11 protein-coding genes, 3 tRNA genes and 2 rRNA genes are annotated in these 13,817 nt (G+C 31.0%); 10 read left to right on the forward strand and 6 right to left on the reverse strand.

The features are described from left to right. Window positions 1–28: 28 nt before the first annotated feature. From RRG59_RS01520 to gmk, 6 genes are all read right to left on the reverse strand, one after another. Window positions 29–883 carry an HAD-IIB family hydrolase gene (locus RRG59_RS01520; RefSeq protein WP_322902629.1) on the reverse strand — a complete coding sequence of 285 codons (855 nt, stop codon included), beginning with the start codon at window positions 881–883 and terminating at the stop codon, window positions 29–31. Then, window positions 883–2,151 (reverse strand): serine--tRNA ligase, encoded by a 1,269-nt coding sequence (gene serS / locus RRG59_RS01525; protein ID WP_322902631.1) that lies wholly within the window; start codon window positions 2,149–2,151, stop codon window positions 883–885. The genes RRG59_RS01520 and serS overlap by 1 nt, the downstream gene beginning before the upstream one ends. Before the next feature lie 94 nt (window positions 2,152–2,245). After that, a complete protein-coding gene (locus RRG59_RS01530) occupies window positions 2,246–2,905 on the reverse strand; it encodes a ribulose-phosphate 3-epimerase (RefSeq protein WP_322902632.1) in 660 nt (219 codons plus the stop codon). Window positions 2,906–2,912: 7 nt separating this feature from the next. After that, the gene (gene rsgA / locus RRG59_RS01535; RefSeq protein WP_322900683.1) at window positions 2,913–3,764 is read right to left on the reverse strand and encodes a ribosome small subunit-dependent GTPase A; all 852 of its coding nucleotides are present in this window, start codon (window positions 3,762–3,764) and stop codon (window positions 2,913–2,915) included. Further along, window positions 3,764–4,744 carry a serine/threonine-protein kinase gene (locus RRG59_RS01540; RefSeq protein WP_322900684.1) on the reverse strand — a complete coding sequence of 327 codons (981 nt, stop codon included), beginning with the start codon at window positions 4,742–4,744 and terminating at the stop codon, window positions 3,764–3,766. Before RRG59_RS01540 ends, rsgA begins: the two co-directional genes overlap by 1 nt. A 23-nt stretch (window positions 4,745–4,767) precedes the next feature. Continuing rightward, window positions 4,768–5,379: a guanylate kinase gene (gene gmk / locus RRG59_RS01545; RefSeq protein WP_322902634.1), complete on the reverse strand. Its 612-nt coding sequence runs from the start codon at window positions 5,377–5,379 to the stop codon at window positions 4,768–4,770. Window positions 5,380–5,460: 81 nt separating this feature from the next. On the opposite strand from gmk, the gene truB reads away from it, so the two are divergent. The 10 genes from truB to RRG59_RS01595 all read left to right on the forward strand — a co-directional run bounded on the left by truB (window position 5,461) and on the right by RRG59_RS01595 (window position 13,798). Further along, complete coding sequence (gene truB, locus RRG59_RS01550; protein WP_322902636.1) at window positions 5,461–6,318, forward strand: tRNA pseudouridine(55) synthase TruB; 858 nt, start codon at window positions 5,461–5,463, stop codon at window positions 6,316–6,318. Next, window positions 6,297–7,112, forward strand: a complete 816-nt coding sequence (locus RRG59_RS01555) for a YcsE-related riboflavin metabolism phosphatase (protein ID WP_322902638.1) — start codon at window positions 6,297–6,299, stop codon at window positions 7,110–7,112. Before truB ends, RRG59_RS01555 begins: the two co-directional genes overlap by 22 nt. Then, a complete protein-coding gene (locus RRG59_RS01560) occupies window positions 7,112–7,948 on the forward strand; it encodes an FAD synthase (protein ID WP_322902640.1) in 837 nt (278 codons plus the stop codon). The genes RRG59_RS01555 and RRG59_RS01560 overlap by 1 nt, the downstream gene beginning before the upstream one ends. A gap of 116 nt (window positions 7,949–8,064) precedes the next feature. Further along, window positions 8,065–8,331 carry a 30S ribosomal protein S15 gene (rpsO, locus tag RRG59_RS01565; protein WP_051619556.1) on the forward strand — a complete coding sequence of 89 codons (267 nt, stop codon included), beginning with the start codon at window positions 8,065–8,067 and terminating at the stop codon, window positions 8,329–8,331. Between the two features lie 20 nt (window positions 8,332–8,351). Beyond that, on the forward strand, window positions 8,352–8,543 hold the full coding sequence (rpmB, locus tag RRG59_RS01570; RefSeq protein ID WP_036431018.1) for a 50S ribosomal protein L28: 192 nt from the start codon (window positions 8,352–8,354) through the stop codon (window positions 8,541–8,543). A gap of 200 nt (window positions 8,544–8,743) precedes the next feature. Beyond that, window positions 8,744–10,253 (forward strand): 16S ribosomal RNA (locus RRG59_RS01575). 291 nt (window positions 10,254–10,544) lie between these two features. Next, a 23S ribosomal RNA gene (locus tag RRG59_RS01580) occupies window positions 10,545–13,431 on the forward strand. Together the 16S and 23S rRNA genes with 3 tRNA genes alongside form the textbook arrangement of a ribosomal RNA operon. A 124-nt stretch (window positions 13,432–13,555) precedes the next feature. After that, window positions 13,556–13,632: transfer RNA gene (locus RRG59_RS01585), tRNA-Pro, on the forward strand. A 7-nt stretch (window positions 13,633–13,639) separates the two neighbouring features. Then, window positions 13,640–13,716: transfer RNA gene (locus RRG59_RS01590), tRNA-Ala, on the forward strand. 5 nt (window positions 13,717–13,721) lie between these two features. Next, a tRNA-Met gene (locus tag RRG59_RS01595) sits at window positions 13,722–13,798 on the forward strand. The last annotated feature ends 19 nt before the right edge of the window (window positions 13,799–13,817 follow it).

Consider the following 13,817-nt stretch of genomic DNA (forward strand, 5'->3'; position numbering starts at 1 on the left):
GGTTTTTTTAAAGTTGTTTTCTGTTTATTTAATCTAAATTAATTTTATTGTCTAAGACTTTTTGAATGAATTTTCCGATAGTATCTGAATTATGATCGCTAATTATGTACTTTGCAATACTTTTTGCATCATTTGTAGCATTTCCCATAGCAATTCCTATTTTAGAATTTTTGATTAATTCTAAATCATTCCCACTATCACCAAAAGAAATTAAGTTTTCATTAGTTTTATTTAATAAATCTAGAATATATTTAACTGCATTGTATTTAGAAGTATTTTTAGGATTTATATCTGTATAAATAGAATTTGTTAAATAAACTTCCGATGGATAATTACTAATTAATTTTCTTACTAGTTCAGTATTATTGATAGCATCTTTTAACGGATTTCTAAATGCAATTTGTGTTAATTTAGTATCTGGATGATGAACTAAAGTTGTTAGTTCATCTAAAGACATTAAATTTAGGATATTCATATCCATTATATCTACATCATTTAATCATTCTGGTAATTTATTTTTTGGCAATGAAGTTGCATTGACTGAATTTGTATCTATTGCAATTATTAATTTCTTTTCTTGGGCAATATTTTTCATTATGTCAAAAACATTTTTATCTAAAGAGTTTAATGTAATAGATTTTTGATTTTTTACATCATAAATTACAGTACCATTTGAACATACTAAATAATCCATATGGTCAATTGCTTTAGAATCTAATAAAGGTAATGTTTTAGCTACACCTCTACCAGTTGCTACTATATTAATATTTCCACTTTCTTTAGATTTTTTTAATACATCTAAAGTATATTCATTTGCTTTATTATTTCTTTGTAATAAAGTACCATCTAAATCAAAAGCAAAAACTCAATTATTTTTATTCATTATTTAATTTCTTTTACTCCATTCATATATGGTATTAAAACTTTTGGTATTGAAATACTTCCGTCTTGATTTTGATATATTTCTAAAATAGCAGCTATAACTCTATCTACAGCTAAACCAGATCCATTCATTGTATATGCATATTCTGTTTTACCTTCATTATTTCTATATCTAATCATTGCTCTACGAGCTTGAAAATCTCCAACATAACTAATACTTGATACTTCTCTAAAACGTTGTTCTGAAGGTAATCATAATTCCAAGTCAATAGTTTTTTGCGCAGAGAATCCCATATCACCAGTACACAAAAGAAGACTACGGTATGGAATTTCTAATTTTTCTAAAACATCTTGAGCATCTTGGACCATTAATTCATATTCTTTAATAGAATCCTCTTTATTTGTAATTTTAACTAATTCTATTTTTTTGAATTGATGCTGTCTTAAAATACCTTTAGTATCTTTTCCAGAACTTCCAGCTTCTGATCTAAAACACTCAGTGTATGATGTTGCTTTAAATGGTAAATTTAAATCAACTATTTCATTATTATGATAATTAGTTAATGTAACTTCGGCAGTAGGAATTAAATATTCATTCGAATCATTAATTTTATATAAGTCTTCTTTGAATTTAGGTAATTGACCAGTACCAAATAAAATATTATCTTTAACAATAACAGGGGTATGAAATTCTGTATAACCTTTTGAAATATGTAAGTCTAACATAAAATTAATCAAAGCTCTAACTAATTTTGACCCTTGTTTTTTATAAATTATATATCTAGAACCAGATAACTTGGTAGCTCTATCAAAATCGATAATATCAAGTTTTTGTGCTATTTCATAATGAGGTAAGACATTTGAAACTAACCCTCTACCTAAATTAGGTTTTTCAAAAATTACTTGATTTTCATTTTCGTTTTCTCCTACTGGAATTTCGTTTAGTGGTAAATTAGGGATAGATATGAGAATTTCATTAATTTTTTGATTTAGTAAATCTGCTTCCTTGTTTAATGATGCTTCTTGCTCTTTAATTATTTTAATTTGCTCTTTAATTTCATTTATTTTTTGTAAATCATTTTTATAAGTTTGAAAAGATTTAGTTAATTGAGTTAACTCAGCTTTTTTATTTTGAGCATTGAACATCATTTGTCCACGTTTTTTTGCTAATTCAACAAATTCATTATATATATTAATGTTAAACCCTCTGTTTCTTAATTTTTCCTTAACTTTATTTTCATTATTTAAAATATATTTAATATCTAACATTCAGCTCCTTTAACAGTTTTAAATTTATAAAATTTAAACTTATTTATATTATATAAAAATCAGTATTAAATAATACTGATTTAAATTTAATATTTTATTTATTACCGAAAATACTTTCTATTCTTTCTTTTGTTGGATTTGACACGAGGAAGGTTCCTGCAACACAAGCATCTGCACCTTTTTTAAAACATTCCGGTCCAGTTTGATCATTGATTCCACCATCTACTTGAATTAAGAAAGTTAGAGAATCTCTTTGTCTGATTAATTTTAATTTTCTTATTTTTTCAAGTGCAATTGGCATAAATTTTTGTCCTCCTTGCCCTGGTTCAACTGACATAACTAAAACTAATGCAAGTTTATCTAAAAATCTTTCAATTTGTTCAACAGAAGTATCTGGTTTTATAGCTAAACCAATTTTTAAATCGTGTTGTGTATTATTTAAGAATTGTTCAAATTTATCAAAATTATCTTGTATTGCTTCATAGTGGAAGGTAATAATATCTACAATATCAGATAATTTTTCTACATAATCATATGGATTGGTCACCATTAAGTGAGCATCCTTAAGGTGTTTTTCTCCGTTTTTTGATATATTTTCTATTTCTTGAACTTTAATTGCTGTATTTGGTACAAATTCACCATCCATTACATCATAATGAATTCAACTTATTCCTGCATCAATTAGTGTATTTGCTAATTCTAATCTATCTTCAGGTTTAACATTTAACAAACTGGGAGTTACAAATTTTTTCATAAGAATTTTATTTCCTTTCATTTTGTATTTCTGTAAGTAATTTTACATAATTTTGATATCTAAACAAAGGAATTTCCTTTGTATCAATCTTTTGTTTAATAGCACAATCTTTGGTTTCTTCTTCTAAATGTAAACAACTTCTAAATTTACATAATTTTGATAATTCATTAAATACTTTAAAACTTTGAGCTAATTCTAATTTAGAAATATTTAAATCAAAAGAAGAAAATCCAGGTGTATCAATTAATCAACCTTGATTAATTTTAGTTATATATGTTGTCCTTGTAGTATGTTTTCCTCGACCAAGTGATTTAGATATTTCTTGAGTTTGATAATTTAAATTTCCTAAGATATTTAAGGTAGTAGTTTTACCAACACCACTTTGACCCATAAAAACACTATATTTATTAGTCATTAATTTATTTATTTTTTGAATATATGAAGGATTTTCATTATTTATTAAAACAACTTCATACCCCATATTTTTGTATTGAGTTTCTCATTCTTTTGCTTGATTTGTATCTAAATCAGTTTTAGTTATGCATAATATAGGAATAATGTTTTTGTTTTCTATAATAGACATATATTTATCAACTAAATATGATAGAAAATTTGGTTCTTTAATAGACATAAAAATAAATATTTGATCAATATTTGCTACTTTAGGTCTAATAAAACTATTTTTTCTGTCTAATATTTTAGTTATAGTATTATTTTTTAAGATTATATCATCACCAACTAAAGGAGTTTGTTCTTGATATCTTAGCTTACCTGCTGCATAAACTCATTGTTCATTTTCATTATTTTTAATTAAGTATCTTCCTGATACTATTGAAAAAATTTTATATATTTGTTCCATTATATAATACCTTTTACTTTGAATATGATGATAAATGTTAATAAAAAAATTAATAGTAATAAAATTAATGTAAAAATAATTCAAATTAATTTAGAAACACTTCTTATTTTTTTATTATCATAACTAACTCTATAAGCATTATTTTTTATTTGTAATGAATTGGAAATATCTTCATAAAATTCATTTATATTTTTATATCTATTGTTCGGAAGTTTTTGTGTAGCTTTGTTTATTATATAAAGAATCGAATCAGGTATTTCTTTATTAATTTTTTTTATATTAGGAAATTCGTTTTCAATATGCATTAAAATAGTTTCTATTTCATTTTTACCTTGAAAAGGTAAAAATCCCGTTAATAATTCAAAATACAAAATACCTAATGCATATATATCGAGAGAGGGAGAAATAACTATTTCTTGATTACTATATTCAGGAGCTGTATAATAAGGAGAACAATTTATTTTAGTATTTGAAGTTATTTTACTTCCATTATGCATTGAAATACCAAAATCAATTAAATGTAATTCATAATTTTTTGAAATTAAAATATTTTGACTCTTTATATCTCTATGAATAATTTTATTTTTATGCAAATTATTTATTATTTTTAATAGTTGAAGCATAAAATGATTTGCTAAATCAATATTTATATTTTTATTTTTGTGAATATACTGACTTAATGATATACCTTCTATATAATCAAATATAAAAAATTGTTCATTGTCATTAAAGACATATTCAATTATTTGTGGAATATTTCTTATATTTAATTCTTTTAATATTTGTATTTCATCAAAGAACTTCGTTTTATTGTTTTCGTTATGATCTAAATTACGATATTTAAGTGTATATAATTTATTAGCCTTTATATTTTTTATTAAAAAAACATAGGACATTCCACCTTTCCCCAAGTTTTTTATAATTTCGTAATTTTTATAAACTTCAGAATTTTTTAAAATGTTATTTTTGTCTAATTCCATATTAAAAAATAAATTAGCAAAAACTAATTTTTTATTCCTAATTCATTGTGTAATATATTTCTTATTTCTTGAGCAGCTCTTTCTGGTAAGTCATTAGTAATACGATATTTAAAAATTATTGAATCCATTAATTCTGTTTCAGCTTTTTTTAATCTATCTTTTAGGGTTTCATTATCTTCTGAACCTCTTGCAATAATTCGAGATTTTAAATCTTCAATAGAAGGAGGACAAACAAAAATTGTAATCAGATTATATTTTTCTTGTAATTCTTGGACAGAAAATTTACTTATTATTTGTTTTGCACCAGTTGTTTCTATTTCTAAAATTGGTATTTGTTTATTTTGATGTATTTTTTCTAACTCTGAATACAAAGTTCCATAATAGTTATTTAGATGATAAGAAAATTCTATAAATTTATATTTTTTAATTTTATCTCTAAATGTATCAACATCTAAAAAATGATAGTCTTTACCATTTATTTCACCAGGTCTTGGTTTTCTTGTGGTTGCAGAACATGATAAAGCTAAATTTAACTCCTTAAAATTAAATAAAAGTTTTTCAATAGTACCTTTTCCAACTCCGCTTGGTCCTGAAAAAATTATAATCGGTTGTTTAATATTAATATTGTTTGTCATAATTGTGCTTATTATAACATTTTAATTTTTTTATTTTATTGTAGTAAAATAAAATTTATAAAATGTTAAACTAATAATAATATGTTTTATAAATACCACAAAGAAACTAATGCATTTTCTAATGAAACAATTAGACAGCTAGGTAAAGAACTAAAGGTTAATAAAGTAGGACATACCGGTATTTTAGATCCTTTAGCATCTGGTTTAATGATAATTGCAACAGATTATGATACAAAGTTATTAGAGTATATAGCAAATAAAAACAAAGTCTATATAGCAACTTCTAAATTGCATTGAAACTCAGAAACCCTAGATATAACAGGTAATTTAACTTATCAAGAAAACAAAAAAGTATCTATAGAACAACTCAAAAAAGCAATTGAATTAGTATGTTCTAGAACTACACAAATACCTCCTAAATATAGTGCTAAAAAAATAAATGGTCAAAGAGCATATGATTTAGCAAGGGAAAATAAAGAATTTTCAATCAAAGAACAAAAAATCAAAGTTTTAGAATATGAATTATTAAATTTTGATTATGAAAAACAAGAATATATTATTAAATTTAATGTATCAGAAGGAACATATATAAGAACTTTATTATATGATATTTCTCTAGAACTAAACACAGTAAGTGCCATGAGTTCTTTAAAAAGAACGGGTGTTGGAAATGTTTTGCTTGATGATTTAAAAGAAAAAGAATATCAAGCAATTTCTTTAAATGATTTATTTGATATTGAAATGTATTTTATAAATAAAGAACAAGCAAAAATAATAATGAACGGACAAAGTATCAAAATAAAAACTAAAAATGAATTAGTTTTCTTATTAAATCCAATAACAAAAGAAGTTTGTTGTGTTGGAATAGTTAAAGATAATATTTTTTATCCAAAGAAAGTATTTAATGAAAGGTTAGTATGAAACAACTTAAAGATATAATAAAAATTGCAGCATTTGATGTTGATGGAACTATTTTACCAAACGGCAGTTTGAAATTTTCAAACAACACAAGAAAAATGTTTGGTTTATTAAAAAATAATGGTATAACAACAGTTATTTCTACTGCTAGAGAATTTGCTACAATTGGTGATTTTTTAGACCAGCTTGAGCCTGTTGATTATTTTATAGGTGCTAATGGTTCTTTTGTTTGAGATAACCAAAATAAGAAATTTCTTTTTAAAAATACTTTAAATAAAGATGAAGTAGTTAAATTATATGATTCATTTTCAAGTGAAATAAAAGGATTTTTAATAACTGATTTTAATAAAGTTTATAAGTCACCACAAACTCCTTTAAACTCTTGATTTATTAAACCATTTGAAGAAAATTATAAAAATTATGATGAAGCATTACTAAGCAATACTGATTTATATATCATTACAATAAATACAACAAATGTAAGAGACTTATCGTATAAAATGGAAACTTATATTAAAGAAAATAACTTTAAAATGGAGATTTCTGCAAGATGGTCAGGTGGTTTTTTTATCACTCCTATGAATGTAAATAAATCATCAACATTAAAAAACTTATGTTCACATTTAAACTTATCAATGGATAATTTAATTGCTTTTGGTGATAGTTCTAATGATTTTGAAATGATTCGTGATGCATATTATGGTATTGCAATGCAAAGAGCTAACGAAAAAATAAAAAGTGTTGCAAAAGAAGTAGCAATGGATTGTGAATATGATGGAGCATTTTTTAAATTAAAAGAATTAAAATTAATTTAATGAACGATTTAATAATTTATGATTTTGATGAATTCATTACCCAAGAAAATGATTCATTTATAATAGGTTCTTTTGAAAGTTTTCATCTTGGACATTACCAACTATATAAGCAAATTAAAGATAAAGTAGGAAGAAAGTTTATAGTCACTTTTACTATGAATGATTATCCAATTAAGTATGATAATAATATTTATATGAATGATATTGATAGATATCATACTTTTGGTGAATTAGATATAGATGGAATAGTTGAATTAAATTTTTCAAGAATAAAAAACTTAACTGGAAATGAATTTTTAGCAAAATTATCACAAAATAAATCAATTAATATAAGTGTAGGTAAAGACTTTAAATTTGGATATCAAGGGAAATGAACCTCTGATGATATAAAGAATATTTTAAAAAACTCCAATGTTTATATTTCTGATATTTACAAAATTAATGATGTAAAAATAAGTACTAAACTAATTAGAGAAGCCTTATATAACGGACATTTTAATTTCATAAATAGTATTTGTCCTTTTAATTATTATTTAACATGTGAATTAAATAAGAATCAAATAATTTATCCAAGTAACTTAATTAATATTCCTTCTGGCATATATTTTTGCAATTTATATTATAAAGATTTCGGTTTTAATATATTAATGCATAAAAATAAAAATGACAGATTCAATATAAGTTTAATTGATGATGCATCAATATATACATTTGAAAATATATTCAGTGAAGTAATTTTAGAAATTGTCAAAGAAATAAGATTTATTTACACAAATGATGAAGATTCAATAAACAAAGAAGATATTTTAGAGATTAAAAAAGAATTATGTAAATAATTATTTTTTGTTAAAATTTTATAGCAATAATTTGCAAACATAAATTTTAATCTGGGTTTAAATAATATTATTTATGCTCGGTTAAAACATAATTAATTTTAATATAAGGAGAAATTATGGTTTCAAAAGCAAGAAAAGCTGAATTAATAAATAAATTCGGTAAAAACTCAAAAGACACCGGTAATTCTTCTGTTCAAATTGCAATATTAACAGAAGATATCGAATCATTAAAACCACACTTTTTAAACAACCCAAAAGACAACCACTCTAGAAGAGGCTTTTTAGCAAAAATTGCTCAACGTAAAGTTTTATTAAAACACCTAAAAGAATCAAATTTTGAAGAATATAAAAAAGTTACTGAAGAATTAAAAATTCGTAAGTAACTTAACTAAGGAGTTTATATATGGCTAGAAGATGTCAAGTAACAGGTGTAGGTCCATTAACAGGAAATACACGTTCTCATGCAATGAATGCTTCAAAAAGAAAATTTAATGTTAACTTACAAAAAATCAGAGTTGTTTTAGATGGAAGAAAAGTAACTTTAAGAGTTAGTGCAAAAGGACTAAAAACTTTAAAATTAAAAGGTATAGTTTAATATTTTAAAAGTTAGCTATGTGCTAACTTTTAAAATATTTTTTATTATTAATTATAATAAGAGATGTTATTAACGAATTTTAAAATGAAAGAATAAAAATTAAAAAAAATATTTTGAAAAAAATTTTTAGTGTTATAATATTCAAGCAAACAAAAAAAGTTCTTTGAAAACTAGATATATACAAAAACATGACAGTCAATTTTTTCAAGAGTTTGATCCTGGCTCAGGATGAACGCTGGCTGTGTGCCTAATACATGCATGTCGAGCGGAGTTCTTTTAGAACTTAGCGGCGAATGGGTGAGTAACACGTACTTAACGTACCTTTTAGTTTGGAATAACGGTGAGAAATTATCGCTAATGCCGGATACTTTTTTATTTCACATGAAATTTAAATAAAAGGAACTTCAAAGTTTCACTAAAAGATCGGGGTGCGGAACATTAGCTAGTTGGTAGGGTAAAGGCCTACCAAGGCGATGATGTTTAGCGGGGTTGAGAGACTGATCCGCCACACTGGGACTGAGATACGGCCCAGACTCCTACGGGAGGCAGCAGTAGGGAATTTTCCACAATGGGCGAAAGCCTGATGGAGCGACACAGCGTGCAGGATGAAGGCCTTCGGGTTGTAAACTGCTGTTATAAGGGAAGAAAAAATATTATAAGAAAAGATAATATCTTGACGGTACCTTGTCAGAAAGCAACGGCTAACTATGTGCCAGCAGCCGCGGTAATACATAGGTTGCAAGCGTTATCCGGAATTATTGGGCGTAAAGCGTCTGTAGGTTGTGTGTTAAGTCTGGCGTCAAAACTTGGGGCTCAACCCCAAATCGCGTTGGATACTGGCATGCTAGAATTGTATAGAGGTTAGCGGAATTCCTAGTGAAGCGGTGAAATGCGTAGATATTAGGAAGAACACCAACATGGCGAAGGCAGCTAACTGGGTACATATTGACACTGAGAGACGAAAGCGTGGGGAGCAAACAGGATTAGATACCCTGGTAGTCCACGCTGTAAACGATGATGATTAGCTGATAGAGAATCTATCGGCACAGCTAACGCATTAAATCATCCGCCTGAGTAGTATGCTCGCAAGAGTGAAACTTAAAGGAATTGACGGGGATCCGCACAAGCGGTGGAGCATGTGGTTTAATTTGAAGATACGCGTAGAACCTTACCCACTCTTGACATCTTCTGCAAAGCTATAGAGATATAGTGGAGGTCAACAGAATGACAGATGGTGCATGGTTGTCGTCAGCTCGTGTCGTGAGATGTTCGGTTAAGTCCTGCAACGAGCGCAACCCTTGTCCTTAGTTAAATATTCTAGGGAGACTGCCCGAGTAATTGGGAGGAAGGTGGGGACGACGTCAAATCATCATGCCTCTTACGAGTGGGGCAACACACGTGCTACAATGGATGGTACAAAGAGAAGCAATACGGCGACGTTGAGCAAATCTCAAAAAACCATTCTCAGTTCGGATTGTAGTCTGCAACTCGACTACATGAAGTCGGAATCGCTAGTAATCGTAGATCAGCTACGCTACGGTGAATACGTTCTCGGGTCTTGTACACACCGCCCGTCACACCATGGGAGCTGGTAATGCCCGAAGTCGGTTTTGTTAACTACGGAGACAACTGCCTAAGGCAGGGCCGGTGACTGGGGTGAAGTCGTAACAAGGTATCCCTACGAGAACGTGGGGATGGATTACCTCCTTTCTACGGAGTACAAGTTACAATTCATTTTAGTAACATTACACTTTATATGACTATTTAAATTTAATAAATGTTATGTGCTTTTGATAATAGTCCAAAAGATATATCTAGTTTTGAGAGAACTTTCTCTCATTTGTTCTTTGAAAACTGAATAGTAAAGATAAATTAATATAACAACGACATCAATAAATAAATTAGTCAATTTGTTTTGTGATACCGAGTTAATTATTATATTAATATAATAATTTATTAAAATGTCTTTGAATACATCAACAATAGGTAAATATTGATAACTTTTAAATAAGTAAGAGTGAGTTGTGGATGCCTTGGGTCTGGAAGTCGATGAAGGACGTGATTACCTGCGATAAGCCTCGTGGAGCTGGATATAAGCTACGAAACGGGGATTTCCGAATGGGGAAACCTAGTTAGAGTAATTTCTAACTGCATTGGAATGAATATATAGTTCTAATTAGCGAGACACGTTGTGAACTGAAACATCTTAGTAGCAACAGGAAAAGAAAATAAATAATGATTCCATCAGTAGCGGCGAGCGAAATTGGAAGAGCCCAAACCAACTTAGTTGGGGTTGTAGGACTATCTACATAAAGTTACAAATTTTTATTATAGCAGAATAAGTTGGAAAACTGAAGCACAGAAGGTGAAACTCCTGTATGTGAAATAATAAGAACTTTTGATAGTATCCTGAGTAGGGCGGGGCACGTGAAACCCTGTCTGAATCTGCCGGGACCATCCGGTAAGGCTAAATACTAACCAGACACCGATAGTGAACTAGTACCGTGAGGGAAAGGTGAAAAGAACCCCGGGAGGGGAGTGAAATAGAATCTGAAACAACTTACTTACAATTAGTCAGAGGCCGTTAATGGCTAATGGCGTACATCTTGCAGTATGGACCGGCGAGTTATGTTAACATGCAAGGTTAAGCAGAGAAAAGCGGAGCCGCAGAGAAATCGAGTCTTAATAGGGCGTTTAGTATGTTGACATATACCCGAAACCATGTGATCTATTCATGAGCAGGTTGAAGTTTGGGTAACACCAAATGGAGGACCGAACCGTAGTACGCTGAAAAGTGCCCGGATGACTTGTGAATAGTGGAGAAATTCCAATCGAACTTGGAGATAGCTGGTTCTCCTCGAAATAGCTTTAGGGCTAGCGTGTGATGTTAAACTTTGGTGGTAGAGCACTGAATATGGAATGGCCGCGCCTAGCGGTACTGACTATAATCAAACTCCGAATACCATCGTGTATTGTCATGCAGTCGGAACCGGGGTGCTAACGTCCCGGCTCGCGAGGGCAACAACCCAGATCGTCGACTAAGGTCCCAAAATCGTGTTAAGTCAGAAAGGTTGTGAGATTTCATAAACAACTAGGAGGTTGGCTTAGAAGCAGCCACCCTTTAAAGAGTGCGTAATAGCTCACTAGTCAAGAGATCTTGCGCCAATAATTTAACGGGAGTAAAACACGATACCGAAGTCACGGGTACGAAAGTACGTTAGAGGAGCGTTCTTAATGCATTGAAGCTAGACTGTGAAGACTGGTGGAGCGTTAAGAAGTGAGAATGCCGGTATGAGTAACGATTTGTGGTGAGAATCCACAACGCCTATTGGGAAAGGTTTCCTGGGGAAGGTTCGTCCACCCAGGGTTAGTCAGGACCTAAGGGGAGGCTGAAAAGCGTACCTGATGGATAACAGGTTAATATTCCTGTACCACTTATATATGTCATGGAGTGACGGAGAAGGATAGCATAGCCCATTAATGGATTTGGGTGTAAATAACAACTGTAAAACATAGTTAAATGCGTGTTTTATAACCGGGAGTTATGATGCAAAGGTTTAACAGCTGAATTATGTGAATTCATACTTCCAAGAAAAGCTTCTAAACATTTAAAATATATATGTGCCTGTACCGAGAACGGACACACGTTCCCAAGATGAGTATTCTAAGGCGAGCGAGAAAACCAATGTTAAGGAACTCTGCAAATTAACCCCGTAAGTTCGCGAGAAGGGGTGCCAACTTTTTGAGTTGGCCACAGTAAATTGTGAGGGGCAACTGTTTATCAAAAACACAGCTCTCTGCTAAACCGCAAGGTGATGTATAGGGGGTGAAGCCTGCCCAGTGCCCGAAGGTTAAGTGGATGCGTTAGCTTATGCGAAGCGTTGAAATGAAGCCCGGGTGAACGGCGGCCGTAACTATAACGGTCCTAAGGTAGCGAAATTCCTTGTCGGCTAAATACTGACCTGCACGAAAGGCGCAATGATCTCTCAACTGTCTCAACATTGGACTCGGTGAAATTATGGTCCCAGTGAAAACGCTGGGTTCCCGCATCAAGACGAAAAGACCCCATGGAGCTTTACTACAACTTCGTATTGGAACTTGGCCTAACATGTGTAGGATAGGTGGGAGACTATGATACTAAGACGCTAGTTTTAGAGGAGTCAACCTTGAAATACCACCCTTGGTATGTTGAGTTTCTAACCTGCCACCGTTATCCGGTGGGGAGACAGTGCGTGGTGGGTAGTTTGACTGGGGCGGTCGCCTCCTAAAAGGTAACGGAGGCGTTCAAAGGTACACTCAATACGGTCAGAAACCGTATGTAGAGCGCAAAGGTAGAAGTGTGCTTAACTGCGAGACCTACAAGTCGAGCAGGTGCGAAAGCAGGACTTAGTGATCCGGCTGTACGTCATGGAACGGCAGTCGCTCAACGGATAAAAGTTACCCTGGGGATAACAGGCTTATCTTGCCCAAGAGATCACATCGACGGCAAGGTTTGGCACCTCGATGTCGGCTCATCGCATCCTGGAGCTGGAGTCGGTTCCAAGGGTTTGGCTGTTCGCCAATTAAAGCGGTACGCGAGCTGGGTTCAGAACGTCGTGAGACAGTTCGGTCCCTATCTGATGTGGGCGTTGGAATATTGATGAGAGCTGCTCTTAGTACGAGAGGACCGGAGTGGACGTACCGCTGGTGTTCCAGTTGTTCTGCCAAGAGCATAGCTGGGTAGCTAAGTACGGAAGGGATAACCGCTGAAAGCATCTAAGTGGGAAGCCTCCTCAGAGATAAGTATTCCCTTGAAATTCCTTGTAGACTACGAGGTTGATAGGATGGAAGTGTAAGTGTAGTAATACATTCAGCTGACCATTACTAATAAATTGATAGGTTTAAAAGTTAAAATGTATTCAGACATTTTAATGAATTATTAATTACTATTCAGTTTTGAAAGAACAAAAATCTTTCAAAAAAATTTTTTATATATTAAATTTAATATATAATAATATAGCCATTACAAAAATGGAGAAGTAGCTCAGCTTGGTAGAGCACTACATTTGGGCTGTAGTGGTCGCAGGTTCAAATCCTGTCTTCTTCACCATTTATATGGGGGGTTAGCTCATTTGGCTAGAGCGCCTGCCTTGCACGCAGGAGGTGGTGGGTTCGAATCCCATACTCTCCACCATATATGGCACTGTAGCTCAGTTGGTTAGAGCATCCGGTTCATACCCGGAAGGTCAAGAGTTCGACTCTCTTCGGTGCTACCAATTAAATCTATAAATTAGT

The organism is Mycoplasmopsis felis (assembly GCF_034647055.2).
Taxonomy (GTDB): Bacteria; Bacillota_I; Bacilli_A; order Mycoplasmatales; family Metamycoplasmataceae; genus Mycoplasmopsis; species Mycoplasmopsis felis.